Genomic DNA, 24200 nt, shown 5'->3' on the forward strand with positions numbered 1-24200 from the left:
ATCTCTGGCGGGGTCCGGCCGTGTTCGGGGGTCAGTCCCCGGAGAGCTCCTGGCCGCCGGTGGACTGAGCGGTGAACCTGCCGCCGGCCACCCGGACCGTCAGGTCCGTCCCCGACGGCGCCTGGGCGGGATGCCGCACAACCTCCCGGCCGGCGCCGGGCATGTCCCCGCCGTCGGCAAGCTGGACGACGGCGTAGCCGCGGTCCAGCGTCTTCTGCGGTGAGAGCGCGCGCACCTGCGCTTTGAGGTGGACCAGCTGGTCCGCGGCCCGAACCACGGCGGTGCTGACGGCCGAGTGCGACCGGACTTTGAGCCGCTCGAGGTCGTCGTGGCGCTGGCTGATCATGACATCCGGGGACAAGAGCACCGGGCGGGACCGCAGCGACGCGAGCCTGTCGGTTTCCCGCTCCACGAGCCGGGTCACTCCGCGCCGGAGCTGGTCCCGCGCCTGGCGGACCCGGGCGAGTTCCTCGACCACATCGGGGACGATCCTCTTCGCGGCGTCGGTGGGGGTCGAAGCCCTGAGGTCCGCCACGTCGTCGAGGATGGGCCGGTCCGCCTCATGGCCAATGGCGCTCACGACGGGCGTCACGGCGTCGGCGACGGCCCGGATGAGTTCCTCGTTGCTGAACGGAAGCAGGTCCTCGAGGGCGCCGCCGCCGCGGGCAATGACAATGACATCGACGTCGGGATGGGCGTCCAGCTCCCGGAGGGCCCTGATGACCTGCGCGACCGCGGTGTTGCCCTGGACGGCGACTTCGCGGATCTCGAATTCGACGGCAGGCCAGCGGAGGGCCGCGTTGCGCAGCACGTCCTTCTTGGCATCGGAATCGCGGCCGGTGATCAAGCCGATCCGGTGCGGGAGCAGAGGGAGGCGTTTCTTGCGGGAGTCGGCAAACAAGCCTTCCGCCGCCAGCGCGTGGCGCAGCCGTTCGATCCTGGCCAGCAGATCACCGAGACCCACAGGCCGGATGTCTTTCACCGACATGCTCAGCCGGCCCGTCTTCAGCCAGAATTCTGCCTTGAGCAGTGCCACGACACGGGAGCCGCGTTCCAGCGGCGTCTCCTGGCGGTCCAGGACGTTGGTCCAGACGGACGCCGGGAGGGAGATCTCGGCGTCGATGTCCCGCAACGTCAGATAGGCGTTGCTGCCGCGCCGGTTAAGCTCGATGACCTGGCCTTCGACCCAGGCGGAGGGCGCACGGTCGATGTGCATCTTGAGCTTTTGGGACAACAGCTGCAACGGCCAGGGGTTGTCCGGGCTCGTTTCCGCCGCGGTGGCCGGGACCGTGGTGGCTGCCGTCACGTCGTCAGACATGCCTGGGCCGCATGGCGGAGAGTGCCTGATGCATCTTTGTGGGTGTCCTTTGCCGGGGCCGGGCCGCCGGACGGCACCATCCCAGTGGGAGGACCGGCCGGCAGCTGGATCTTGTCTGCTTCAACTCTATCCATAGCTCTACCACCGGGCCCCGACTTTCCAGGTCGCGGGGGCGCCCCCGTAGGATGGCCGTATCCCAACAACCACCTAGGACTCTCTCTTGCGCACCTTTGTCTCGGCCGCCGCTGTACTTATCGGGCTCCTGATGGCGGCGGTGGCCGTTCCCGCCGTGTGGGTGGACCGCAACATCGTCCAGGAGGACGGTTTCGTCGCCCTGACCAGCCCGCTGGGCAAGGACCCTTCCTTTCAGCAGAGGCTGGCCGCAGCCGCGGTCGGCAGCCTCGGTTCCGGCGACCAGATTCCGGAAGCCCTGACGGAACTTGTCCGGCCGGTCTTGGAGAAGGCCGCGCAGTCCCTGACCGGCCTGCCCGGCTATCCCGATGCCTGGGCGGAAACCCTGCGCAAGAGCCACCGCTTGAGCTTCGCCGGTCCCGGCAGCCTTCCGCCGGCCGACGGCGCCACCTCGCTCACCCTGGACGTGGCGCCCTTGGTGGGACTCGTGGCGCAGCAAATCTCTGACGCAACCACGGTGCCGCTCCAGGCACCGGACCAGGTGCTGATCCACATAGGCCAGTCCAACCAGCGCCAGCTCATCGACCGGGTCGCGGCCTACGCGCCGATGGGCTCCGCTGTGGCGCTAGGGGCTGGCATCGCGTTCGTGCTGGCCTTCGTTGCCGCCCGTCGGAGGTGGACGGTCCTTGCCGGGACGGGTGCGGGCGCGCTGGTCCTGGCCGGTGCGTGGAAGCTGGCCGGTGATGCCGTAGGCCGTGCCGTGGCCGGGACGTCGAGCGGCAATGAGGTGGCGGAGATCTTCAAACGCGAGTTCGTCGCAGCATCGACGGCCAGTTTCGACCAATGGACGCTGGCCGCCGCGGTGGCCGGCGGTGCCCTGCTCGTCACCGGGATTGTCGTGCGCGCCGTCAGCGGCCGCCGACGCCGATAGCCGCCGGCATTTCGAACACCGGTAGCATGGGGACATGACCACGACCGCTGTTTCCGTTCCCATGCCATCCGTCCCGCGCCGGCGGCGTTCGCCGGAGGACGTGCTGGCGGCGGCGCCCGTTGCCGGACCCAAGAAGGTGCTCCTGGCGGCACCTCGTGGCTACTGTGCCGGCGTGGACCGCGCCGTCATCGCGGTCGAAAAGGCCCTGGAGCATTATGGTCCCCCCGTCTACGTCCGCAAGCAGATCGTGCACAACGTCCACGTGGTGTCCTCGCTTGAGGAAAAGGGCGCGATCTTCGTCGATGAGACCGACGAGGTCCCTGAGGGCGCCCTGGTGATCTTCTCGGCGCACGGTGTCTCGCCGGCCGTTGTCCAGTCCGCCGAGGACCGCGGCCTGCGCACCATCGACGCCACGTGCCCGCTCGTGACCAAGGTGCACCGTGAGGCCGTCCGCTTCGCCAAGGACGACTACGACATCTTGCTGATCGGCCACGACGGCCACGAGGAAGTCGAAGGCACAGCCGGGGAGGCCCCCGAACACATCCAGATCATCAACGGCCCGCATGAGGTCGACAAGGTCACGGTCCGGGACCCGGAAAAGGTCATCTGGCTCTCCCAGACCACCCTGAGCGTGGACGAAACCATGGAAACGGTGCGGCTCCTCAAGCAGCGGTTCCCCACCCTGCAGGATCCGCCCAGCGATGACATCTGCTATGCAACGACCAACCGCCAGGTGGCGATCAAGAAGATCTCGCCCCAGGCAGACCTCGTAATCGTGGTCGGGTCCGCGAATTCCTCGAACTCCGTGCGGCTCGTGGAGGTGGCGCTGGAGTACGGGGCGAAGGCCTCCTACCGAGTGGACTTCGCCAACGAGGTGGACGAGTCCTGGTTTGAGGGTGTCGCCACCGTCGGCGTGACCTCGGGTGCCTCTGTCCCGGAAGTCCTCGTCAAGGACGTGCTGCGGCTCCTCGCCGACTACGGGTACGGCTCGGTCGAGGAAGTCGTCACAGCCGAGGAAGATCTGCTCTTCTCGCTGCCGAAGGAGCTGCGCGCCACGCTGAAGCAGGCCGGCGACGTGACCCGCGCCCTTGGCGGCCGCGGCACCCGCCCGGAGCACTCCTAGCCCTCCCGCCGCCGCAGCCGGGCGACCCCGTCACACGTACGGGCGTCCCCGCCGTGGTGCGGCTGGCGCGTCAGGCTGCCGACTCTTCGGGGCGGTCCGCGGACCCGTCCCCGCCCCGGACCACGGATTGCGGTTCCCCGGGCTGCAGTTCCGGTGCCGCCACCGAACGCGGTGTCACTTCGACGGCGGCGGGCGTTGCCAGTCCGGCAGCGTCGAGGGCGTTGAGCTTCCTGGCGGTGGGCAGCACCCGTGCCTCGAGCGTGCCGACCATGGAGTTGTAGCGGTCCACCGAGGTCTTCAGCGAGGCTCCCAGCTTGGTGACGTTTTCGCCCAGCGTGCCCATCCGGTCATAGAGCTGCCGGGCCAGTTCGAAGAGTTCCCGGGCGCTGTCCGTCAGCACGTCCTGCCGCCACGTGAAGGCGACCGATTTCAGCACCGCCAGCAGGGTTCCCGGCGAGGCGAGGACCACGTTTTTGGACAGCGCGTAGTCCAGCAGCGCCGGGTCCGCCGTGAGGGCAGCCGCCAGGATCGACTCCGCGGGCAGGAAGCAGACGACGAGCTCGGGGGAGTTCCCGGGGATGTCCCAGTACTTCTTGTTGCCCAGTGCATCAACGTGGGCCTTCAGCGCCTTGGCATGCGCGGTGAGATGCGCCTGCTGGCCGGTGGACGCCTGGCCGAGCTGCAGGCTGCCCGACGACGTGCCCAGCTCCTGCGCGGCGAGGTAGGAAGCCAGCGGGACCTTGGCGTCGACGACGAGCTGCTTGTCTCCGGGCAGCAGTACTACGAGGTCGGGGCGGAGGCTGTTGTCGGCGGCGGCGCTGTGCAGCTGCTCATGGAAGTCGACGTGCCGCAGCATCCCGGCTGCCTCGACCACGCGCCGCAGCTGGACTTCGCCCCACTGGCCGCGGGCGCTGTTCGACCGCAGGGCGGACTCCAGAGCGTGCGTTGACCGCAGCAGCTGCTCATCGGAAAGCCGGGCCTCCTGGAGCTGTTGGGCAAGCTGCCCGTACTGCTCCAAGCGGTCGCGCTCGAGCAGCGATACCTGCTGCTGCACTGCGGTGAGCTTCTCTGCCACGGGAGCGAGCGCGCGCAGCACGCTGCCGTCCTGTGTCCGAGCCTCGCCCAGTTCCCGGTTCTGTGCCCCGAGGAGGCGCCGTTCGGCGTCGGCAGCGGCGAACTGCGCGCTGACCTCGGAGAGGCGGGCCGAGACGGCGTCGAAGTCATGTTCCACGGCCAGATAGCGACGGCGGAGCACGAGATAGGCGGCGGCGGCGCCGGCAACGGCACCCACCACCAGCATGAGCAGGGCAAGAATCAATGCAAAAGCGTCCATGGCTTCACTCTGGCACGCCGCTGTGACAATTTTGACGCCGACGCTCTCCGGGGCCGGCGCCGTCCAGCCTCCCGCTCACCGGCGCCGGGCCGTACGCGCTGGACAAGGGGCCGCGGAGATCCCCGGCCGCAGCGGGTAGAATAAGTAGCCGTGGCTCTTACTATTGGCATCGTCGGACTGCCCAACGTCGGCAAATCAACTCTTTTCAACGCACTGACCCGCAACCAGGTGCTCGCAGCGAACTACCCGTTCGCCACGATCGAGCCCAATGTCGGCGTCGTGAACCTGCCGGACCCGCGGCTCGAGAAGCTGGCCGGCATCTTCGGCTCCCAGCGCCTGCTGCCCGCCCCGGTGTCCTTCGTGGACATTGCCGGGATCGTGAAGGGCGCGTCGGAAGGCGAAGGCCTGGGCAACAAGTTCCTCGCCAACATCCGCGAGGCCGAGGCGATCGCCCAGGTCGTCCGCGTGTTCGATGATCCCGACGTCATCCACGTAGACGGCAAGGTCGATCCCCGCTCGGATATGGAGACCATTAACACCGAGCTGATCCTGGCCGACCTCCAGACGATCGAAAATGCCATTCCCCGGATCGAAAAGGAAGTCAAGATCAAGAAGCGGGAAGCCGCCGAGCTTGCCGCCATCAAGGCAGCCCAGGCGGTGCTGGAACGCGGCGACACGATCTTCGCTTCGGTCAAGAGCGACAAGCTCGAGATGGAGCACCTCAAGGAGCTCAGCCTCCTGACCGCCAAGCCGTTCATTTACGTCTTCAACGCGGACGACGGCATCCTGGGCAGCCCGGAGAAGCAGGAGGAGCTGCGGGCCATGGTTGCCCCGGCGGACGCCATCTTCCTGGACGCCAAGCTCGAGTCCGACCTCGTCGAACTGGACGAGGAGGAGGCCCGCGAAATGCTGGAGATGAACGGCCAGGACGAATCCGGGCTCGACCAGCTGGCGCGCGTGGGCTTCCACACCCTCGGGCTGCAGACCTACCTGACGGCCGGACCGAAGGAAACCCGCGCCTGGACGATCCACCAGGGGGATACCGCCCCGCAGGCCGCCGGTGTCATCCACTCGGATTTCCAGCGCGGCTTCATCAAAGCCGAAGTCGTCTCCTTCGACGACCTGCTCGAAGCCGGCTCCATGGCCGAGGCCAAAGCCCGTGGCAAGGTCCGCATTGAAGGCAAGGAATATGTCATGGCCGACGGCGACGTGGTTGAATTTAGATTTAATGTGTAATTTTTGATCCCAAAGCCCTTTTGCGATAGCCGCTAAGAACACGTTCTTGGCGGCAATTGGCTTTTGCGATTCTTCGCTCAGGCGGCGTTGCCGACGGCATGTTGCCGAGCATGGGATGGCTGGTCAGTATTCGAGGGCCAGAGCCATTCTTATAATGGCTCAAACCCATCCGACTTCGAGGACGACTGTTCCGTCCGGCCATCCTTCATCGGGCATGGGAGTCTCTGGAGAGGCGCGCGGCGGCGGCGATGAGCGCGGCGGTCCGGGTGGCGGCCGCCATCGCATAGGTCATGGCGGTGTAGGTACCGAGCCAGGCTGCGATTACCGGGCCGACTGCCGGCGCGAGGGCGGTAACAGCTGTCAGCGGGGCCGCGAAGATGCCTTGCAGGGTGCCCAAATTCTGGCTTCCCCACCGCTCTCCTACGATCGTGGCCGGCAAAAGGGTCTGGCCCCCGCGGACCGCCCCGGCGAGCATTCCTGCCGAGATCAGCAGCGGGACCGGGCCACGCAGGATCGCCAGTACAAGGACGGCGCAGGCTGCGGTTCCGGCGATGACCGGCAGCCGGGCGGGATGGCGCCGAACAGCAGGCGGCCGCCGACCTGTCCGGCGCCCACGAGGCCGGGCCCGACCGCGGCCGCGGTGTAGTCGGAACCTTTTTCCATCAGCACTGGAATGATGTTCAGCGTCACGGTGTAAAGCCCGAGACAGAGCAGGACCATGAGCGCCTGCAGGCCGAGGAATTCCGGGCTTCGCCGCACGGCCCGCACCATGAGCCGGTGGTCCGTCGCGGGGCTGCCGGGGGGGGGGGGGGGCCAGGGCCCAGGTCCGGTTCAGGTATCGGGCGTGCAGGGACACGGTGATGAGTCCTATTATCCCGGCGAGGATGAGGAAGGCGCCTCGCCAGCCGAACGCGGATGTCAGGGCTGCGGTGAGTGGGGCGAAGATGGTGGATGCGAACCCGGCGACGAGGGTCAGTACGGTCAGGGGCCGGATGCTGCGGGTCCGTACCAGCGGTTGATCACCGTGAAGGCCGGTTGGTCAGCACGGCGGCCTGCGCGGTGCCGGCGACCAGCCAGGCCGCAAAGAAAACTGGCAGGTTTGGTGCCGTCGCCACCATGACCAGGGCCAGTATTCCGACGAGGGATCCGCCGATCATCAGCGTGCGCGGGCCGGTTCTGTCGAGAATCCTGCCGACGAGGATCCCGGCTGCCGCGGAGACGAGCAGGCCGGCCGAAAAGGCCCCGGTGACGAGGGCAGGGTCCCAGCCGGTGTCTTCGCTGATGGGCCGGACCGCCGCGATCAAGGCGTAGTAGAGCACGCCCCACCCGGTCGTCTGGGTGATGCACAGCGCGGCGAGGCCGCCGCGCGGTGCACCTTCCGCGACCAGTGTCCGGGATAGCGCCGGGCTAGGCACGGTCTAGTTCCCGGTGAGCTCCGCATACAGCTTCTGGACCCGGGACTTGATGTCATCCCGGACCAGGCGCATGCGTTCCATGCCTTCGATGCCGCGTTCGGAGGGCTCGTCCGTATCCCAGACCACGATCCGCTTGCCCTCGGGGGCTTCGACTTTTGCCTCGTTGCCCAGGACGATCACGACGTCGACCGCGTTCAGCACTTCGTCGGTAACGGGTTTGGGGTGTTCGCCGGTGATGTCGATGCCAAGTTCTGCCAGGGAGTCCACGGCCTGGGGGTTCAGGGACTTCCCGGGTTTGGTTCCGGCGGAGTAGACGGTGACGGCCCCGTGTGCGAGCTGGTTCATCAGTCCGGCGGCGAGCTGGGATTTTCCGCCGTTCTTGCTGCAGACGAACAGGACGCTGGGTGTTTTCGTGGTCTCGGTCATGCGTTGGATTCTTCCTTGTCTGAGCTGGGGTCGTGGAGCAGTGATGCGGCGAGTGCCTTGACCCGGTCGTGGATCTCGGCGCGGATGATCCGCACGGCCGCCACGGGAAGGCCGGCGGGGTCTGCCAGTTCCCAGTCTTCGTAGCGTTTGCCGGGGTAGATCGGGCAGGAGTCCTCGCACCCCATCGTGATCACCACGTCCGAGGCGCGCACGACGTCGTCGGTGAGGGGTTTGGGGTAGCCCCGGGTCAGGTCCAGACCCATTTCGGACATCGCCGCGACGGCGGCGGGGTCGAGTTCGGCGGCGGGGAGGGACCGGGCGGACCGGACGCGGATCCTGCCCTTGGCCTCGACATTCAGGAGTGCTGCGGCCATCTGGGACCGGCCGGTGTTCTGCACGCAGACGAACAGCACCTCCGGGACGTCGTTGGTGACGGCGGCCTTTGATTTGGCCAGGGCGTTGAGTCGGTCGTTGGCGAAGTGCTCGGTGGTGGAGGGCAGGTGCGTTTTGATCTTCGCGGTCCGGGCCAGGGCGGTGTAGGACTCGAAGACGTAGCGTTCGACCGTCTCTGCGGCGAAAATGCCGGCGAACCGGTCGGCCAGCCGCTCGCTGATCCGGTGCAGGAGCTCGATGTTGTCCTGCAGGCCCAGGCCGTGTTCAGGGTGGTCAGTCATGTCGGCACTCCAATGTGGTCGGGTGACGAGGCCAGGTGAACGTGGTCAGTTTTCGCCGGAGCGGCCGTGGGCCAGTCCGGTGGGGAAGCCGACGAGTACCGGTTCGGGGGCTCCGCAGCAGCCGCCGGAGGTTTCCGCAACAAACCCTGCCGGCGCGGCCGCGGGGACGTCGCAGCTGGTGCCGATGTCCGAGGAGCAGACGCCGGTTTCGGGGAGTTCGAGCTGGACGGCGTCGGCCGCTTCCCGGTCGCCGGCCAGGGCGGCTGCGACGGAGCGGACCTGCTCGTAGCCGCTGGCGAGCAGGAAGGTCGGGGCCCGGCCGTAGGACTTCATGCCGACGATGTAGAAGTCCTGCTCCGGGTGGGCGAGCATCCTGGCTCCGTGCGGCTCGACGGTGCCGCAGGAGTGGAATTCTGGGTCGATCAGCGGGCCGAGGGCACGCGGGGCCTCGACGCCGGGGTCCAGTTCCAGCCGGAGTTCCCGAAGCATGTCCAGGTTCGGCCGGAAGCCGGTGGCCGGGACCACGACGTCGGCCTCGAGCGTACGGCCGTCGGTTGCGGTCAGAGTGACGGAGTCGCCGTCTGCGGTCAGGCCGGCGATCCCGAAGCCGGTCTGGAGGTCCACGGTGCCGGATTCGACCAGTGCGCGCAGCCGGCTGCCGAGCTGGCCGCGGGCGGCGAGCCCGTCGGCGTCGCCGCCGCCGTAGACCTTGGCCGCGGAAGCGCCGCGGATTGCCCACACGATCGTCGTCCCGGGCACCTGGGCTGCGAGTTCGGCGAGGTTGATCAGGGTGTTGGCAGCTGAATGGCCCGCACCGACCACGACGGCGGTCCGGCCGGCAAACGCTGCACGGTCGCGTCCCAGCACGTCCGGCAGCGGAGAGGAGATGTGGGCAGCGGCGGCCGTTTCGCCGACAGCGGGCAGGCCCGAGGTTCCGAGCGGGTTGCGGGTGGACCAGGTGCCGGAGGCGTCAATGACGGCTGCGGCCTGGTAGTCGCGGACTTCGCCGTTGGCGTGTTCGACCCGGACGACGAACGGGGTGGTGTCGCGGTTTCGGCTGTGGGTCTTGTCCATTCCCTGACGGGTTACCGCGACGACGCGGGCGCCGGTGTGCAGGCGGGACGCGATCGCGGGCAGTGCAGCCAGCGGGGTGAGGTAGCCGTCGATGAGGTCCCAACCGGTGGGCAGCGCCGTCGGCTCAGGCGACACCCAGCCGGTCGCGGCGAGCAGGCGGGCGGCGGCGGCGTCGGTGTTGTACTGCCACGGGGAAAATAGCCGGATGTGGCGCCACTGCTCGATGGACGCGGCCGGGGTCGGCCCGGCTTCGAGGATCAGCGGTTCGATGCCGCGTTCGATCAGGTGGGCCGCGGCGGCCAGGCCCACGGGGCCGGCGCCGATCACCGCAACGGGAAGGTTCTTCGCTGAATCCATGGTGTCCTCTGTTTCATCCGTAGGTGTGGCGGTTCTGTAGGGAGGTGCCTGCCGATCCCTTGTGGGCCCGGCAGGCGGGAGGGTGTTAGCAGCAGACCTGCATGTCATCAGGGCAGTCGTCGCAGCAACCGGAGTCACTGCAGCATCCTGTCGTCATTCAGCTCACCCCCTCTCCGTTCGGGGTCAGGCGTGGGTGGGTTCTTCCACCAGGGCCGTGGCGATGCTGTCGGCGTCCTCTAACGCGGCGAGGTAGCGCTCGGCGTCGAGGGCGGCGGCGCAGCCGGTGCCGGCGGCGGTGATGGCCTGGCGGTAGCGGTGGTCCACGGCGTCCCCGCAGGCGAAGACACCGGTCAGGTTGGTGACCGTGGTGGGCGCGTCGACCTTGATGTAGCCCTCGGCGTCGAGGTCCACCTGGCCGCCGAGCAGTTCGGTCCGCGGGAGGTGGCCGATCGCGACGAAGATCCCGGTGGCCGCCTGTTCACGGGTTTCGCCGGTGCGGGTGTCGGTCAGGGTGACGCCGGTGACCTTTCCGTTGCCGTGGATCTTGGTGATGGCGGAGTTCCACGCGAAGCTGATCTTGGGGTTGTCCTTGGCGCGCTGGGCCATGATCCGGGAGGCGCGGAGTTCGCCCTTGCGGACGACCACCGTGACGGTCTTCCCGAAGCGCGTCAGGAACGTGGCTTCCTCCATGGCCGAGTCGCCTCCGCCCACCACGATGATGTCCTGGTCGCGGAAGAAGAAGCCGTCGCAGGTGGCGCACCAGGAGAGTCCGTGGCCGCTGAACTTCTTCTCCTCCGGCAGGCCGAGTTCCTTGTAGGCGGAGCCCGTGGCGAGGATGACCGCTTTAGCCTCGAACGTCTCCCTGCTGGCGGTTGTCATTCGCTTGATGTGGCCGGCAAGGTCGACCTCGGTGACATCGTCAAAGATAATCTCCGCACCGAAGCGTTCGGCCTGCTGCTGGAGCCCGTCCATGAGTTCGGGGCCCTGGATACCGCCGGGGAAGCCTGGGAAGTTCTCCACCTCGGTGGTGTTCATCAGGGCGCCTCCCGCGGTGACGGCTCCGGCGATGACCAGCGGCTTGAGGCCGGCGCGGGCGGCGTAGATGGCCGCGGTGTAGCCGGCGGGGCCGGACCCGATAATAACGAGCTGCTTAGGCATGGCTGTCTCCTACTTTCCGACGGGAAGGAGTTCAGAAATCAGGGATTCGATGCGCGTCTTGATGTCGTCGCGGATGGGCCGGACGGCGGCGACGCCCTGACCGGCGGGGTCTTCGAGTTCCCAGTCCTCGTAGCGCTTGCCCGGGAAGATCGGGCAGGTGTCCCCGCAGCCCATGGTGATCACGACGTCGGATTCCTTGACGGCTTCGGTGGTGAGGACCTTGGGGATCTCGGCGGACATGTCGATGCCAAGTTCCGCCATGGCCTCGACGGCAGCAGGGTTGACCTTGTCCGCCGGCGCGGAACCGGCCGAGCGGACCTCGATGGCGCCCTGGGACAGGGTGGTGAGGAAGGCAGCGGCCATTTGGGAGCGGCCGGCGTTGTGGACGCAGACGAACAGGACGGAGGGCTTCTTGGCGGTTTCGGTGCTCACGGGGTTTCTCCTGGTATCAGTTGGGTGTGGATCGGTTTTTGATGAGGTCGTGTCCCGCACCCGTTTACTGACTAGACATTGATGTTTGTCGATGCATGAAGTATCGAACAATAGATTGATACTTGTCAATATTGGCGGGATTGGGTTTTAGGCGGCGTGCAGGCGGGGTGCGAGGTCGCTGATGCGGCGGGCGATGTCGGCGAAGGCGCCCTCGAAGGCGTCCTCGGTGTTCAGCCGGAGCGGATCCGGGACGGACCAGTGGATCCCGCCCAGGTTGGGGATTTCCTCGTGGGCGTTATCGCACACCGTCACGACGAAATCTTCATGGTCCGCCACTTCATCCAGCCGGCGCGGGGGAAGGTCTGCCAGAGCGACGCCGTGGCGGCGGGCGACCTCGATGGCGCCTGAGGCGATGCGGTCCGCGGGGTGCGTACCTGCCGAGGTCGAGGGGATTTCGCTGACCTGCTGCCAGAGCGCGACGGCCAGCTGGGACCGGGCGCTGTTCCGCGTGCAGACGAACAGGACGCGGCGGGCTCCGTGTTCAGCCCCGGGCACCAGGCCTTCCAGGGCGCCTGCGGCGAGCCGGATGTAGCTGCGGCGCTTATCCGCCTCCGAGCGGAGGCGGATGGCCAGGCCCGCGCCTTCCAGCGTGCGCAGGTGGTGGGAAAGCAGGTTTGACGGCATTCCGAGTTCGGCCTGCAGTTCCGTGGGGGAAAGGTCTCCCAGGGTCAGCAGGTCCACGATCCGCAGCCGCGCAGGATCCGCGAGGGCTGCGTGCTTGGCGACCCGCGCCCGAAAGACTTCAACTGGGTCAGTAGTCATTGGTTCAATTTTGACTGAGTAAATATCTTGAGTCAAGCTGTTGGCATGACTTCTCAACAACCGCCGCTGTGGCGCCGCACCGTCGCCGAGCTGCTCGGCACCAGTTTGCTCGTGATGATCGTTGTCGGCTCCGGGATCGCTGCCCAGCAGCTTTCCCCCAACGACGTCGGCCTGCAGCTGCTCCAGAACGGCACCGCCACGGTGCTGGGTCTGACGGTCCTGATCCTGGTGTTCGGTCCCGTGAGCGGCGCGCATTTCAACCCCGTGGTCTCCGTCGCCGACTGGATCCTGGGCCGGGGTAGCGGCGCCGGACTGACCCTGCCGGAACTTGGCACGTACATCGTTGCGCAGACGGTCGGTGCGATCAGCGGCAGCGTCGTGGCGAACGCCATGTTTGACGTTGGCACCTCCATTTCGGTCAAGGACCGGGCGACCACCGGGCATCTCCTCGGCGAGATCGTCGCCACCGCAGGTCTCGTTCTGCTGATCTTTGCCCTGGCCGCCACCAACCGGGGCGTCCTCGCAGCTCCCGCAGTGGGCGCTTACATCGGTGCCGCGTACTGGTTCACGTCCTCGACGTCGTTCGCGAACCCGGCCGTGACGGTGGGCCGCATCTTCAGCGACACGTTCGCGGGCATCGCCCCGGGCTCCGTTCCCGGCTTCGTGGCAGCGCAGCTGGTCGGCGCGGCGGTAGGCGTGGGCATCCTCCTCGTCTTGTTTCCCTCCGCGGCCCGCACCGCGGACGACGTCGTGATCCCACACAGCTCCGAACCGGCCAACTCGTAGCATCAGCCAGCGGGTGGAGGAGTGACCATCTGCGCCCGCACCCGAACAAGGCCCGGTGCGGTTTTATATTGATGACTGTCAATATCGGGGCATAATGGGTATATGAACCCGCTGTCTATCCTCGAACCGGCCACGGATGAAGCCTGCTGCGCCCCGGCGGGAACGCCTGCCTTGGGCGCTGAAGAGGCGAAGCAGAAGGCCCTGATTTTTAAGGCGCTGGCCGATCCGAACCGGCTGCGCCTGCTCTCCATCGTCAAAGCCGAAGCCTCCGGCGAATCCTGCGTGTGCGACCTGACCGAGCCGCTGGATCTGGGCCAGCCCACCGTGTCCCATCACTTGAAGATCCTGGTTGATGCGGGCCTGCTGCATCGCGAGAAGCGCGGCACCTGGGCCTACTACTCCCTGGTCCCGGGGGCGTTGGAGCAGACGGCCGACCTGCTGGCGTCTCTGTGAATCAGGGTTCGGCGCCTGACGTCATTGTCCGGCCGTTGCGGGAATCCGATTGGCCCGAGGTCCGGCGGATCTACGTTGAGGGAATCGCGACGGGTCAGGCCACGTTCGAGGTTGAGGCACCGGATTGGCGCCGTTTTGACGATTCGCGGCTTGCTTCCCACCGCCTTGTAGCGGAGGCGTCCACCGGCGGGATTCTTGGCTGGGCGGCTGTTTCCGCCGTTTCCGGCCGCCTGGCGTACTCCGGTGTCGTGGAACACTCCATCTACGTTGCCGAGGCAGCCCGTGGCGGGCGGATAGGAGCACTCCTGCTTCAGGCGTTGGTCGACTCGACGGAAGACGACGGCATCTGGACGATCCAGGCGAGCGTTTTTCCGGAGAACGAGCCGAGCATGAGACTCCACGTTGTCCACGGCTTCAGGGTGGTGGGACGGCGGGAAAAGATTGCCCGGATGGTCCACGGCCCTGCTGCCGGTCAATGGATGGACACCGTGCTGATCGAACGGCGCACACGGGTCCTTTAGTTCTTGTGCTGCCAGCGCGGCGGCAGCACAGGTAGCCCCTGGAAGCCAACGACGCGACCGCAACCAAGGAGGAAACATCATGAATGCCGAGACTCCCACCACCGAGGCGCGGTTGCGCGCGATGCTGGAGAACATCAGGACGGCAGCCGCCAACACGCGTCAGGCGATGGACTCACCGGGCGACGAGGACTGGGTGCAGGACGGCGAGTCGGATGCCGAGTACCTGCGGTCGATCCAACGCGACACGATCGCCAGACTGGACGCCGCTGTCCGGGACATCGAAGCCCAGCTGGCTCAGCGCCTGGACGGCTAGCCGAACGCGTCGCAGCCCCCGCCAGACGTCGGCGGGGGCTGGACCCGCCTCAGGCGGGCTGGGAGCTGAATGCGGTCAGGTCCGACAACTTCTCTTCACCGGTGGGTTCCTCAGGCAGCAGCGGTATGAGGGCCACCCGGTCCGTCAGGGTGTGCACCTTCGTGATCTGCTCCATTTCGCTCGCGGCGCGGGCCTGCAGGAACGGCGTCTGCGGGTGCGCGGCGGCGATCGAGTTGTTGATGACCCAGGCCCACGGATGGATTCCGGCCCTTTCCAGGTCACCCTGCAGTTCTTCGGCTTCGAGCACGGGCGTCGTTTCGGCCAGCGTGACGAGAACGACCTTGGTCTGTGCCGGATCCTGAAGCCGCATCAGGGGCGTCACGAACCCCATAGTGTCGCCGACCTGGCGGGCGATCTCCCGGTGGTACGAACCGGTGGCGTCCAGGAGCAGCAGCGTGTGCCCGGTCGGTGCCGTGTCGATCACCACGAAGTGCCGGCGGGACTCCTGGACCACCTTGGAGAACTGCCGGAACACAGCCACCTCGTCGGTGCACGGTGACAGCAGGTCCTCAGCGAGGGCCGCACGCCCGTCATCGTCCAAATTCCGGCCCTTGGTCTCCATCACGTGGCTTCGATATTCCTCGATGGCCGCTTCAGGATCGATGCGGGAGACCGTCAGGCCCGGGATGGAACTATGGAGTGTTTCGGTCAGGTGCGCGGCCGGATCCGTCGTGGTCAGGTGCACCGCATGCCCGCGTTTGGCCAGGGCGACCGCAATGGCGGCAGCGACGGTGGTCTTCCCGACCCCGCCCTTGCCCATACACATCACCAGGCCATGGCCGTCGAGCTCCACTTCGTTCACCAGGGCCGCAAGCGGGGCGTCCTCAACCTCGGGGACCGGCGCAGCGGCATCAGTGATGTCGGCGCCGGAGGTGGCCGTGAACAGGGACTCGAGTGCCGGAATGCCGACCATATTGCCCGGCTTCAGATCCAGCACATCCCGTGGCAAAGCGGCGACCGCCTCCGGAATGGCGGCGATGGCGGCATCCTCCCGCGCCCGTAGCGCCTGCGCCAGAGCTTCGTCCCCGGCCGCGTCCGGCAGGACGCCGTTGACGACGACGTAACCGCCGCCGATCCCGATCTGGTTGAGTTCAAGATAGGTCCGCTCAATTTCGCTCATTGACGAGGTCTGCGCGCGGCTGACCAGGACAAGCCGGGTCCTCGCAGGGTCAGTGAGGGCCTGGACTGCTTTGGCGTAGACCTGCTTGTGCTTCTCCAGCCCGGACAACGGGCCCAGGCAAGAGGGGTCTCCCTTGCCGGCGGCCAGGAAGTCGGTCCACGAACCGGGCAGCTGAAGAAGCCGGATGGTGTGACCCGTCGGGGCGGTATCGAAGACGATGTGGTCATACTCCCCATAGGAACTGTCATCGGCGAGCAGGTTGGTGAACTCATCGAACGAGGCGATCTCCGTGGTGCAGGAGCCCGAGAGGCTCTCAGCGATGCCGACCAGCTCAGACTCGGGCAGGAGGCCCCGGACGGGCGCGATGATCCGCTCCCGGTATGCCTCGGCAGCCTGCTCCGGGTCAATCTCCAAGGCTGAAAGGCCGGGCGCGTCCTGGATGGGCGTGACGGTGTTCCCGATGGTCACGCCAAAGACCTGCCCGACATTGGATGCGGGGTCGGTGCTGACCAGCAGGACTTTCTTGCCGGACTTGGCGAGGGTGAGCGCTGTCGCGCACGCCACGGACGTCTTGCCCACACCCCCCTTGCCGGTGAAGAACAGGAACCGGGGCGCGTTCTGAAGAAACTTCACGCCGGGGCCTAGCCGCAGCTCGCTGAGCCGCGGCAGCAGCCGCCGGACTTTTCACTCAGGCCAAGTTCCGGGCGGGACTGCGGTTCAACAGCGGCTTCGTCCAGTCCGGCGAACGTCAGTAGCTGCCCCCTGCTGGGGTAGGTTCCGGTGGCGACCGTCACGCCGTCGACGATAGTGAGCGGAAGGCCCTTGGATCCGACCAGGTGCATGAATCTACGGACCGTTTCGTCCTCCGCGAAAGCAGAAGGTTCGCTAGCGAGGTTGTGGCGGGCAATGTCTGCACCGAGGCCCTGGAGGTGTCGCACATCCGCGGTCACATCCACCAGGGACTGGTCCACGTCAGGGCCGCAGACCCCGGTGTCACAGCAGAGAGCGGATTCGTAGATTCGGATAGCAGGCATGTTGTTCTCCTCGGCTTTCGGGGTGGTTCGATTCGATACCGAAACACGGAGCCCCACTCATTCGGGTGGACATCCGGCATGGATGTCACCACCGTGTGCTTGCGACTCTTTTCTCAGTATATCGACAATCGTCGATGCACAAAAGAGGCGCAGGAAGTGGCATGCATGACACCTTGCCGCTGCTCCCGGATCTGCTTCGCACTCTCCGGCGGTAGGCTCGACATCCCGCGGCCTGCACATCAAACTGGTCCTGTGGCTGGATACCTGGCCTCCCACTGGACCTCGCCCCGGACTTCCTGCCGCTCATCGGCTACGCCGATGATATGGTCATCAGCGCCCTGATGCTTCGCTCCAGGCTGGCCCCTTGCGGGTTCACTGGCCAGGAATCCCTGCCGGACTCGCTGTCATCAATCGCCTCGCCGACCAGCAGTCATCAGCCACCGAAAAACCGCAACAAGGAGAACGCCGATGATGCATGAAATCCTGCAGAATCCGGACATAGCCCGATTGAGACGCCGCGGATTCATCCTCGAAGGCATCACGCTGGGCTGGAACGTCATCGGAGTGGGCGTCCTCGCAGTCGCGTCCATCACCGCCGGCTCGGTGGCGCTGGCAGGGTTCGGCCTGGACAGCCTGATCGAGATCGGTGCCAGCACCGTGGTGATCTGGGAACTCTCCGGAACGGGCGAACGGCGTCAACAGTTCGCGTTGAGGCTGATTGCGGGGGCCTTCCTTGCCTTGGCCCTTTACCTGCTCATCCAGTCAGGGATTGCCCTGGCGTTCGGGCACCACGCGCAGCCGAGCCCCGCCGGGATTGTCTGGACGGCCGTCACCGCCGTCGTCATGTTCGCCCTCGCAGCCGGCAAAGCGGCCACAGGCAGGGCCTTGGGCAACCCGGTCCTGATTGCCGAGGGCAGGGTGACGTTTATCGACGGGCTTCTGGCTGCCGCGGTCCTGGTCGGGATTCTGCTGGACACCCTTGCCGGGTGGTGGTGGGCCGACCCCTTGGCCGGCCTAGTCATCGTCTACTACGCCGTCCGCGAAGCCCTGGCCATCTTCCGCCACCCTCATTGATCGCTCCGTCCCTGCAAGGGCTTCTGGCCTCGATGCAGGTCTTTCAGCTGCCTGCGGGATGAGGCTGTGGGAGTGACGGTAGGTGCGTTTGTCCAGCGGCTCGTCATACAACACTGACCGACGGTGGAACCCAAGTGTCCGGCGGGAACCCTGCGATGACCGCGGCGGGGTCCATGAGCCGGCGCCGCGCAGGGCTGACAGTCTGAGTGCGGAGTCACCAGCAAACCGGAGACCGGAACTGCTGCGCATTCTGCTCCTACGACAGCACCAGGTGGCCGTCACTGCCGGCCCCTAATCGCGTCCTAGGAGACAGACCCGCGGGGAGCGAACATGATCACGACCACGCCCGCAACACAGATCAGCGAGCCGATGACGTCCCAGCGGTCGGGGCGGAACCCGTCAAAGACCATCCCCCAAGCCAGGGAGCCCGCGACGAAAACCCCGCCATACGCGGCCAGGATCCTCCCGAAGTGCGCATCGGGCTGCAAGGTCGCAACGAAACCGTACAGACCCAAGGCAATAACCCCGGTCCCGGCCCACCACCAAGCCCGCCCCTCCCGCACGGCCTGCCACACCATCCAAGCGCCGCCTATCTCCGCGACAGCAGCCAGGATGAACAGCAGCACCGACTTTGCAATGGTCATGATCCTCATCATGCCGCACGTTTGTGTGGCCCCATGACTCTGTGACCTTTGTTCATTAGGCTCCATCGCTGCCCTCCACCGTCGGAAAGGTCTTGATGGAAGCAACCGTGAGGCGGGCTCGACTGAAACTGCGATTCATCAAGCGGCGAGCCGCCAAGCGGGCCCAACTCAGACTGCAAAATCGTCCCCACGGAATCTGCCATCATCGAAGAACCTTTCACCTGCCATTGAGGTGATTCATAGGCTTGCTTTGCCGTCATCAGGGTCCGCTGCCGACGGGCTGGAGGGTGGTCCAACTGGCGGCTGTCCGGAATCTCGGCGAACGTTGCCAGAGGTTATTCGGTGACGGAACGTGGTGGAGTTCCGCTTCAACGTGTAGTCCCCTTACTCGTCCTGCTCAGACGCCGCCCGGTACTTTCGAGTGCCGGGCGGCGTTTTGGGATCATCTGGCCAGGCTGACTTGGAGCGCCTAAGTTGTCGGCATCAAAGATATTCCTGGCCGCGGGGACGAGGAGCATGCACGTTACTAGCCAGCCCAAAACGTTGGTCTTTGGCCTCAAGTTATCCACACACGGCAGGATTCTGGCCTGCGCAGTATGCGGCCCGTTCAGAATCGTCGCATGGGAATCAGATACTACGCATACGCGTTTGACAGCGATCAGACCGGGAAAGCACTTGCTGACCCACTCACGGTGATCGGTTCGGACCCGCTCGCGGACGCATACGGTCTCGAACCTGGCTTCCGGCAGGGCGTCACAGACTTCCGGCAATCCCTGCCGGAGCGGGACCTCCTCTACCTCGACAAGGCATGGCTGTACCTGGAGCGGCTCACTGCTCCGCGCTCTTCCGGTGCTGCAGCCAGAGCGGCCTACCGGATGTTCGAAGGGCAGGTGACTTACGCCGAAGATGGATTTACATGGCACCCGTGGGTGCGCGCACTCCCGCCTCAGGACGTCGCATCGATCGCCCGGGACCTTGAGGCGGTCAACGACCACGACATCAAAGCCGGCCTGAGCGGGATCTGCTCGTCTGGTCAGGTGCTGGGGTCCGAGTTGGCCTACGCCACCGCGTTTCTTAATAAAGCCAGAAGCTTTGTCTACGCGGCGGCCTCAGATGGGCGGGGATTCGCCTACTTGATCGGTTGACGGGGGGCAGAAGCAACCTGCCCACGTCGGATGTGATCGTGACGGGTTTCGGTGCACCGGGGCGAACACTAAGACGTTGTTCGGCTGCGGAACGTGGTGGAATTTAGATTCAATGTGTAGTTGAGTTCCGCTTCAACGTGTAGTTCCCGAGGTTTCAAGACTTTTGCGACGGCCGCTAAGAACACGTGTTCTTGGCGGCCTTTGCTTTTGCGCACTGGTGCCGTGAATGTCGCGGGCATTTCGCAGTAGAAAAACCTAAGAAGCCACGAGCCGCGCGATCGATGCGGTCTAGGCGTCTTCACCGGGCAAGTTTGCGGTGAACCGAGGCTACGCCACCGTGTATGAATTCAGTGGCCGTCCGGTGCCGCCATACGTGAGATCCAGCGCCAGGAGGCCCTTGCGTTCCAGAGTGCTCAAATAGCGCTGCGCCGTTGGCCTGCTGACACCGAGCTGCTCGGCAATTTCTGCAGCGTTTACAGGCCTTGCCGCGGCCCGGACGGCGTCGAACACTTTCTGCATGGTTGGCTGCAGACGCGGGGCCGGGGCGGATGCCTTGATCCCGGCCAGCCGTGTTTTGTACAGGTTGTCGATGGTTGACTGGTTCGCCATCGACACCGATTCCAGCTCTTTCCGCCACTTCCTGTAAGCCTCAAGCTGGGCGCGGAGCCGGTCAAAGCCAAAGGGCTTTACGAGGTAATACACCGCGCCGCTGGTCATGGCGGCCTTCACAGTGGCCAGGTCCTGGGCGGCGGTGATGACGATGCAGTCAATTTGCGTTCCGGCCGCCTGCAAAGTTCGCAGGAGCGAAAGTCCGTCTTCGTCCGGCAGATGGATATCCAATAGGAGCAGGTCGGGATGGAGCCGGCCAATGGCTTCACGCGCGGCGGCCGCGCTGTACACCTGGCCGACGCACTCGAACCCTTCAACCCGGGCCACCCGGGACGCATGAATGCCTGCAACCCGGAAATCGTCGTCCACTACCAGCGTCTTAATCAACGCCCGCACTCCTATCTTCAACTGCTACCTGCGTCGTTGCCGGCAGCCATACCTCAAAGTTACCGCCGGGGCCCGGGAACACATCCAACGTTCCGCCTGCCCTGCGCACGATCCTGCTCACCAGCGCAAGCCCGATGCCGCGCCGCATTCCCGGCCGAGGGTCTTTCGTTGAGTACCCATCCACCATGACCTGGTCGATTCTGTCCGCCGGAACGCCGGGCCCGTTGTCGCGGACGGCAATGAAGACGCCGTCCGCGTCGTCGAACTGTACCGTGACCATGCGCGGCCGGGGCGTATTGGCGAGCGCGTCAACCGCGTTGTCCAGGAGGTTGCCGACGATGGTCACCAGCTCTGTGGGGTCAACCTCCGGATGTTCCAGGCGGGAGTCGACAGTGACCTCCATCTGCACGTCCTGTTCAGCGGCGACAGCAACTTTGGCCAGCAGTAAGGCGGCAAGTTCCGGCGGGGCAATGGTGGCGCGAAGCCGTTCGCCCAGGGACTTGGGCATGCTCGACACCTGCGAGACATACCTCTTGGCCTGGTCCAGGTCCCCCATCTCCAGCAAGCCGTCAACAATGTGAAGCCGGTTGGCGTATTCGTGTTCCAACGCTCGCATGGCCTCCATTAGGCCCTGGATGGAATGGAGGTCCCGCACCAGGCCCTCGATTTCGGTGCGGTCCCGAAGGGTGACCACGGAACCGATGCTGCGGCCGGCAGTGGACACCGGCATCCGGTTGACAACCAGCAAGGCGTCCTCGGTCAGCGCCACCTGGTCGGCTCCGGGGAGCCGGCCGGCCAGCAAGTCCCGCAGCCGGCCCCGCGGCAGCAGGTCCGCGATCGGCTTCCCCAAGGCGTCCCCCTCCAGGTGAAGCAGTCGCCGGGCTTCCTCGTTAATGACCGTCACCTTGCCGTGGTCATCAAGTCCGACGACGGCCTCGCGGATTCCGTGCAGCAGGGCTTCACGTTCCTGCAGGAGGGAGGCGATCTCGGCTGGCTCCAAGTCGAAGGTGACACGCTTGATCCGGCGGGAAAGCAGCAGCGAACCCGCAACACCCAAGGCGAGGACCAGGGCCGAGAATCCTGTGATCAGCCAGATGTTCTGCATCTGGTTGCTCAGGACCTGGGCGTCTTCAATTCCCACCGACACCTGCCCTATCACCGAGCCGTCGGCACCAAAGACGGGGGCCTTGGCGTTGGCCGACCGGCCCAGGCTTCCGGGGTCGAAGCCTACGTGGGTTTGGCCGTCCAGAACGGCGACCGGCTCCTCCAGCCGGAGGCCGATCAGCGCCGAATCGGGGTGCGAAAACCGTTTTCCCTCCCTGTCGCTGACCACGACGTAATCGGGCTGGGAGGCGGTCATCACCTGCTGTGCGATTCCGTTGATGACGTGGTCAGGATCCCCTGCTGCCAATGCGGAACGGATGTCCGCCATCTGGGCGGTGGTGGTCGCAATGCCCAGGGCGCGCAGCTGGTACTGCTGGTCAAGGGTCTGGTTGCTGATTATCGAAAAAAGAAACCCGCCCAAGGCCACCGTAAGGATCAGCAACGACAGCGAGGCCAGGAGGATCTGGGCGGTCAGCGTGGAAAAGCGCCGGCTTGCCCAGATCCGCCGCGCCACGAGCCCACGGCTCACCGGGGCCCCGGAGACACGATTTTTACGCGGTTGCAGAAAATGCACGAAACGTGCACTTTTGCGGCTAAAGCACACATCTTACTGAAGTCTTTCTGGCAGGAATGCTCACTCCCTAAGCTTCACATAGTTCCAGTGATCCACGTCACGAACCCGAACTACCTGAGCAGAAGACAGCGAGGTCTTGCAATGAACAACACCCCCACACCCAGGCCGCCCGGCCCGCCACAGAGTGCCGCCGAGGGGGCGCGGATCGAGGTTACCGGCCTGACCAAGCGCTACCTCACGCCCAAGGGCGAGACCTTCACGGCCATCAGGGACGTCACGGTGACTGTCGAACCCGGACAGTTCTGCTCCATCGTCGGCCCCACAGGTTGCGGCAAATCCACAACGCTGGCCCAAGTCTCCGGGCTGGAGCATCCGAGTGCCGGCTCGGTCAGGGTGGGCGGCAACCTCGTGGAAGGCATCACCAACGGCGTGAGCTACATGTTCCAGGCGGACGCCCTTTTCCCATGGAAGAGCGTGCTCGGCAACGTCATGATGGGACCCATCCTGCTCGGAATGCCAAAGCGCCAAGCGACGGATCTTGCCCGGGATTGGCTTCGCCGGGTTGGCCTGGCCGGATTCGAGGATCGTTACCCGCACCAACTCTCGGGCGGTATGCGCAAGCGCGTGGCGATGGCGGCGGCCCTCATCAACAATCCGCGAATCCTCCTCATGGATGAGCCGTTCGGAGCCCTCGATGTGCAGACCAAGGCCATCATGCAGAACGAACTGCTCAAGCTCTGGGAGGAACTGCGCCCCTCAGTCCTGTTCATCACCCATGACCTGGACGAGGCCGTGGCGCTGTCGGACCGGGTAGTCATCATGACCAGCAGCCCCGGTTCGGTCAAGGACGTCTTTGACATCGACCTTCCCCGGCCCCGCGGCAACGTCCAGGAAATCCGTCATGAGGAGCGGTTCCTGGAACTCCAGGGCCGGATCTGGGAATCCCTTAAAGACGAGGTCACCCGCGCCTACGCCATGTCGGCAGGTGCGGCATGACAACCCTCACTCACAGTGGAAGCCGTAAAAGCGAGAAGCCAGTGGAAACAGAATCAGCAGCGAAGAATGAGGGCAGGGCCAAGGCCCGGCGCCGCTCCGTGTCCATCTGGATCGGCCGGGTGGTCCTGGCTGTCGCGGTTGTCGGCGGCTGGCAATGGTTCACCACTGCGGGGTGGGTGGATAAATTCTTTTTCGGCCAGCCCTCTGAAATCTGGGACAGCCTGGTCAAGCTCTTCACCGAAGGTACTGCGTTCGGGACCATCTGGGAGAACCTGGGTGTCACGGCGCAGGAAGCCTTCTTCGGCTTCCTCCTCGGAACGCTCGTGGGCGTGGTCCTCGGCATTCTCCTGGGCTCCAACAAGTACCTGTCGGCCGTCGTCGGACCCTACATCAGAATCGTGAATTCGATTCCCCGTATTGTGCTTGGCTCGATCTTCATCGTGGCATTCGGGCTGGGTGTCTTCCCGAAAATCCTGCTCGCGGCGGTGCTCGTCTTCTTCGTGGTGTTCTTCAACGCGTTCCAAGGCGTCCGCGAGGTGGACCAGAACCTGGTGGCAAACGTACGGGTCCTTGGAGCTTCGCCGTATCAGGTGGCGTTGCACGTGACAATTCCGTCAGCCATGACCTGGATCATTGCGAGCCTTCACACCGCGTTCGGCTTCGCGATCATCGGCGCCCTCGTTGCCGAGGTGCTGGGCGCCCAGCAGGGAATCGGCCTGATTATCAGCCAGGCGCAAGGAACGTTCGACCCGAACACGGTCTTCGCCTGCATGGTGATCATCGCCGTCGTCACACTCTTTGCCGAATCCCTGATCAACCTGCTTGAGCACAGAATCCTCAAGTGGCGCCCGCCCAACCGTTCCGAGGCGCAGGCCATCTGATCCCTGATGCAGTTTTTCACCCAGCAACACCCCTAACAAAACCCAGGTCCCGTTTGGGACAAACAAAA

28 protein-coding genes are annotated in these 24200 nt (G+C 65.6%); 12 read left to right on the forward strand and 16 right to left on the reverse strand.

Going from position 1 to position 24200, the window contains the following annotated elements:
* Positions 1–31 precede the first annotated feature (31 nt).
* Positions 32–1318, reverse strand: a complete 1287-nt coding sequence (gene xseA / locus AC1DES_RS02755) for an exodeoxyribonuclease VII large subunit (RefSeq protein ID WP_476894124.1) — start codon at positions 1316–1318, stop codon at positions 32–34.
* Between the two features lie 220 nt (positions 1319–1538).
* Here xseA and AC1DES_RS02760 point away from each other — a divergent pair, with 220 nt between their 5' ends.
* A complete protein-coding gene (locus AC1DES_RS02760; protein WP_476894125.1) occupies positions 1539–2381 on the forward strand; it encodes a hypothetical protein in 843 nt (280 codons plus the stop codon).
* A 34-nt stretch (positions 2382–2415) separates the two neighbouring features.
* Positions 2416–3504: a 4-hydroxy-3-methylbut-2-enyl diphosphate reductase gene (locus tag AC1DES_RS02765; protein WP_476894126.1), complete on the forward strand. Its 1089-nt coding sequence runs from the start codon at positions 2416–2418 to the stop codon at positions 3502–3504.
* 70 nt (positions 3505–3574) lie between these two features.
* On the opposite strand, the gene AC1DES_RS02770 is transcribed toward AC1DES_RS02765, so the two are convergent.
* Entirely contained in the window at positions 3575–4837 is a 1263-nt protein-coding gene (locus AC1DES_RS02770; protein WP_476894127.1) for a DNA recombination protein RmuC, read from the reverse strand.
* Between the two features lie 150 nt (positions 4838–4987).
* Here AC1DES_RS02770 and ychF point away from each other — a divergent pair, with 150 nt between their 5' ends.
* On the forward strand, positions 4988–6073 hold the full coding sequence (gene ychF / locus AC1DES_RS02775; RefSeq protein WP_476894128.1) for a redox-regulated ATPase YchF: 1086 nt from the start codon (positions 4988–4990) through the stop codon (positions 6071–6073).
* A 205-nt stretch (positions 6074–6278) separates the two neighbouring features.
* On the opposite strand, the gene AC1DES_RS02780 is transcribed toward ychF, so the two are convergent.
* The 9 genes from AC1DES_RS02780 to AC1DES_RS02820 all read right to left on the reverse strand — a co-directional run bounded on the left by AC1DES_RS02780 (position 6279) and on the right by AC1DES_RS02820 (position 12431).
* The gene (locus AC1DES_RS02780) at positions 6279–6470 is read right to left on the reverse strand and encodes a hypothetical protein (protein WP_476894129.1); all 192 of its coding nucleotides are present in this window, start codon (positions 6468–6470) and stop codon (positions 6279–6281) included.
* Between the two features lie 89 nt (positions 6471–6559).
* Positions 6560–6832 carry a hypothetical protein gene (locus AC1DES_RS02785; protein ID WP_476894130.1) on the reverse strand — a complete coding sequence of 91 codons (273 nt, stop codon included), beginning with the start codon at positions 6830–6832 and terminating at the stop codon, positions 6560–6562.
* A 260-nt stretch (positions 6833–7092) separates the two neighbouring features.
* Positions 7093–7488 carry an MFS transporter gene (locus tag AC1DES_RS02790; protein ID WP_476894131.1) on the reverse strand — a complete coding sequence of 132 codons (396 nt, stop codon included), beginning with the start codon at positions 7486–7488 and terminating at the stop codon, positions 7093–7095.
* Between the two features lie 3 nt (positions 7489–7491).
* Positions 7492–7914, reverse strand: a complete 423-nt coding sequence (locus AC1DES_RS02795) for an arsenate-mycothiol transferase ArsC (RefSeq protein ID WP_476894132.1) — start codon at positions 7912–7914, stop codon at positions 7492–7494.
* Positions 7911–8588 carry an arsenate reductase ArsC gene (locus AC1DES_RS02800; protein ID WP_476894133.1) on the reverse strand — a complete coding sequence of 226 codons (678 nt, stop codon included), beginning with the start codon at positions 8586–8588 and terminating at the stop codon, positions 7911–7913. Before AC1DES_RS02800 ends, AC1DES_RS02795 begins: the two co-directional genes overlap by 4 nt.
* Positions 8589–8633: 45 nt before the next feature.
* Positions 8634–10019, reverse strand: a complete 1386-nt coding sequence (locus AC1DES_RS02805; protein ID WP_476894134.1) for an FAD-dependent oxidoreductase — start codon at positions 10017–10019, stop codon at positions 8634–8636.
* Between the two features lie 183 nt (positions 10020–10202).
* Complete coding sequence (gene trxB, locus AC1DES_RS02810) at positions 10203–11177, reverse strand: thioredoxin-disulfide reductase (protein ID WP_476894135.1); 975 nt, start codon at positions 11175–11177, stop codon at positions 10203–10205.
* A 9-nt stretch (positions 11178–11186) separates the two neighbouring features.
* Positions 11187–11609, reverse strand: a complete 423-nt coding sequence (locus tag AC1DES_RS02815; protein ID WP_476894136.1) for an arsenate reductase ArsC — start codon at positions 11607–11609, stop codon at positions 11187–11189.
* Positions 11610–11756: 147 nt separating this feature from the next.
* Positions 11757–12431, reverse strand: coding sequence for an arsenate reductase/protein-tyrosine-phosphatase family protein (locus AC1DES_RS02820; RefSeq protein ID WP_476894137.1), 675 nt, complete (start codon positions 12429–12431; stop codon positions 11757–11759).
* 45 nt (positions 12432–12476) lie between these two features.
* Here AC1DES_RS02820 and AC1DES_RS02825 point away from each other — a divergent pair, with 45 nt between their 5' ends.
* From AC1DES_RS02825 to AC1DES_RS02840, 4 genes are all read left to right on the forward strand, one after another.
* Positions 12477–13217, forward strand: coding sequence for an aquaporin (locus tag AC1DES_RS02825; protein ID WP_476894138.1), 741 nt, complete (start codon positions 12477–12479; stop codon positions 13215–13217).
* A 102-nt stretch (positions 13218–13319) separates the two neighbouring features.
* On the forward strand, positions 13320–13670 hold the full coding sequence (locus tag AC1DES_RS02830) for an ArsR/SmtB family transcription factor (RefSeq protein ID WP_476894139.1): 351 nt from the start codon (positions 13320–13322) through the stop codon (positions 13668–13670).
* The gene (locus AC1DES_RS02835) at positions 13667–14191 is read left to right on the forward strand and encodes an N-acetyltransferase family protein (RefSeq protein ID WP_476894140.1); all 525 of its coding nucleotides are present in this window, start codon (positions 13667–13669) and stop codon (positions 14189–14191) included. Before AC1DES_RS02830 ends, AC1DES_RS02835 begins: the two co-directional genes overlap by 4 nt.
* Positions 14192–14270: 79 nt before the next feature.
* On the forward strand, positions 14271–14504 hold the full coding sequence (locus AC1DES_RS02840) for a hypothetical protein (protein ID WP_476894141.1): 234 nt from the start codon (positions 14271–14273) through the stop codon (positions 14502–14504).
* 49 nt (positions 14505–14553) lie between these two features.
* Here AC1DES_RS02840 and arsA read toward each other — a convergent pair whose 3' ends face one another.
* Both arsA and arsD read right to left on the reverse strand, forming a co-directional pair.
* On the reverse strand, positions 14554–16317 hold the full coding sequence (arsA, locus tag AC1DES_RS02845; protein WP_476894142.1) for an arsenical pump-driving ATPase: 1764 nt from the start codon (positions 16315–16317) through the stop codon (positions 14554–14556).
* Between the two features lie 8 nt (positions 16318–16325).
* Entirely contained in the window at positions 16326–16718 is a 393-nt protein-coding gene (arsD, locus tag AC1DES_RS02850; protein WP_476894143.1) for an arsenite efflux transporter metallochaperone ArsD, read from the reverse strand.
* A gap of 260 nt (positions 16719–16978) precedes the next feature.
* On the opposite strand from arsD, the gene AC1DES_RS02855 reads away from it, so the two are divergent.
* The gene (locus AC1DES_RS02855) at positions 16979–17197 is read left to right on the forward strand and encodes a DUF1232 domain-containing protein (RefSeq protein ID WP_476894225.1); all 219 of its coding nucleotides are present in this window, start codon (positions 16979–16981) and stop codon (positions 17195–17197) included.
* The gene (locus AC1DES_RS02860) at positions 17187–17792 is read left to right on the forward strand and encodes a cation efflux transmembrane domain-containing protein (RefSeq protein ID WP_476894144.1); all 606 of its coding nucleotides are present in this window, start codon (positions 17187–17189) and stop codon (positions 17790–17792) included. Before AC1DES_RS02855 ends, AC1DES_RS02860 begins: the two co-directional genes overlap by 11 nt.
* A 302-nt stretch (positions 17793–18094) precedes the next feature.
* Here the strand turns inward: AC1DES_RS02860 and AC1DES_RS02865 are convergent, their stop codons facing one another.
* A complete protein-coding gene (locus AC1DES_RS02865; RefSeq protein ID WP_476894145.1) occupies positions 18095–18436 on the reverse strand; it encodes a YnfA family protein in 342 nt (113 codons plus the stop codon).
* A 620-nt stretch (positions 18437–19056) separates the two neighbouring features.
* Here AC1DES_RS02865 and AC1DES_RS02870 point away from each other — a divergent pair.
* Positions 19057–19581 carry a hypothetical protein gene (locus tag AC1DES_RS02870; protein ID WP_476894146.1) on the forward strand — a complete coding sequence of 175 codons (525 nt, stop codon included), beginning with the start codon at positions 19057–19059 and terminating at the stop codon, positions 19579–19581.
* A 327-nt stretch (positions 19582–19908) separates the two neighbouring features.
* Here the strand turns inward: AC1DES_RS02870 and AC1DES_RS02875 are convergent, their stop codons facing one another.
* Positions 19909–20559, reverse strand: a complete 651-nt coding sequence (locus tag AC1DES_RS02875) for a response regulator (RefSeq protein WP_476894147.1) — start codon at positions 20557–20559, stop codon at positions 19909–19911.
* A gap of 10 nt (positions 20560–20569) precedes the next feature.
* Positions 20570–22210: an ATP-binding protein gene (locus tag AC1DES_RS02880; RefSeq protein ID WP_476894148.1), complete on the reverse strand. Its 1641-nt coding sequence runs from the start codon at positions 22208–22210 to the stop codon at positions 20570–20572.
* 186 nt (positions 22211–22396) lie between these two features.
* On the opposite strand from AC1DES_RS02880, the gene AC1DES_RS02885 reads away from it, so the two are divergent.
* Both AC1DES_RS02885 and AC1DES_RS02890 read left to right on the forward strand, forming a co-directional pair.
* Positions 22397–23251 carry an ABC transporter ATP-binding protein gene (locus AC1DES_RS02885; protein WP_476894149.1) on the forward strand — a complete coding sequence of 285 codons (855 nt, stop codon included), beginning with the start codon at positions 22397–22399 and terminating at the stop codon, positions 23249–23251.
* 41 nt (positions 23252–23292) lie between these two features.
* Positions 23293–24132 (forward strand): ABC transporter permease, encoded by an 840-nt coding sequence (locus AC1DES_RS02890; RefSeq protein ID WP_476894150.1) that lies wholly within the window; start codon positions 23293–23295, stop codon positions 24130–24132.
* The last annotated feature ends 68 nt before the right edge of the window (positions 24133–24200 follow it).

This window comes from Arthrobacter sp. 05T442 (assembly GCF_056395945.1).

What these genes read in the sequence shown, in the direction of transcription:
- xseA (WP_476894124.1), bottom strand. Translation starts at nt 1,318, where the DNA reads ATGTCTGACGACGTGACGGCAGCCACCACGGTCCCGGCCACCGCGGCG.
- AC1DES_RS02765 (WP_476894126.1), top strand. Translation starts at nt 2,416, where the DNA reads ATGACCACGACCGCTGTTTCCGTTCCCATGCCATCCGTCCCGCGCCGG.
- AC1DES_RS02770 (WP_476894127.1), bottom strand. Translation starts at nt 4,837, where the DNA reads ATGGACGCTTTTGCATTGATTCTTGCCCTGCTCATGCTGGTGGTGGGT.
- AC1DES_RS02795 (WP_476894132.1), bottom strand. Translation starts at nt 7,914, where the DNA reads ATGACCGAGACCACGAAAACACCCAGCGTCCTGTTCGTCTGCAGCAAG.
- AC1DES_RS02800 (WP_476894133.1), bottom strand. Translation starts at nt 8,588, where the DNA reads ATGACTGACCACCCTGAACACGGCCTGGGCCTGCAGGACAACATCGAG.
- AC1DES_RS02805 (WP_476894134.1), bottom strand. Translation starts at nt 10,019, where the DNA reads ATGGATTCAGCGAAGAACCTTCCCGTTGCGGTGATCGGCGCCGGCCCC.
- trxB (WP_476894135.1), bottom strand. Translation starts at nt 11,177, where the DNA reads ATGCCTAAGCAGCTCGTTATTATCGGGTCCGGCCCCGCCGGCTACACC.
- AC1DES_RS02820 (WP_476894137.1), bottom strand. Translation starts at nt 12,431, where the DNA reads ATGACTACTGACCCAGTTGAAGTCTTTCGGGCGCGGGTCGCCAAGCAC.
- AC1DES_RS02825 (WP_476894138.1), top strand. Translation starts at nt 12,477, where the DNA reads ATGACTTCTCAACAACCGCCGCTGTGGCGCCGCACCGTCGCCGAGCTG.
- AC1DES_RS02830 (WP_476894139.1), top strand. Translation starts at nt 13,320, where the DNA reads ATGAACCCGCTGTCTATCCTCGAACCGGCCACGGATGAAGCCTGCTGC.
- AC1DES_RS02840 (WP_476894141.1), top strand. Translation starts at nt 14,271, where the DNA reads ATGAATGCCGAGACTCCCACCACCGAGGCGCGGTTGCGCGCGATGCTG.
- arsD (WP_476894143.1), bottom strand. Translation starts at nt 16,718, where the DNA reads ATGCCTGCTATCCGAATCTACGAATCCGCTCTCTGCTGTGACACCGGG.
- AC1DES_RS02860 (WP_476894144.1), top strand. Translation starts at nt 17,187, where the DNA reads ATGATGCATGAAATCCTGCAGAATCCGGACATAGCCCGATTGAGACGC.
- AC1DES_RS02865 (WP_476894145.1), bottom strand. Translation starts at nt 18,436, where the DNA reads ATGACCATTGCAAAGTCGGTGCTGCTGTTCATCCTGGCTGCTGTCGCG.
- AC1DES_RS02870 (WP_476894146.1), top strand. Translation starts at nt 19,057, where the DNA reads ATGGGAATCAGATACTACGCATACGCGTTTGACAGCGATCAGACCGGG.
- AC1DES_RS02885 (WP_476894149.1), top strand. Translation starts at nt 22,397, where the DNA reads ATGAACAACACCCCCACACCCAGGCCGCCCGGCCCGCCACAGAGTGCC.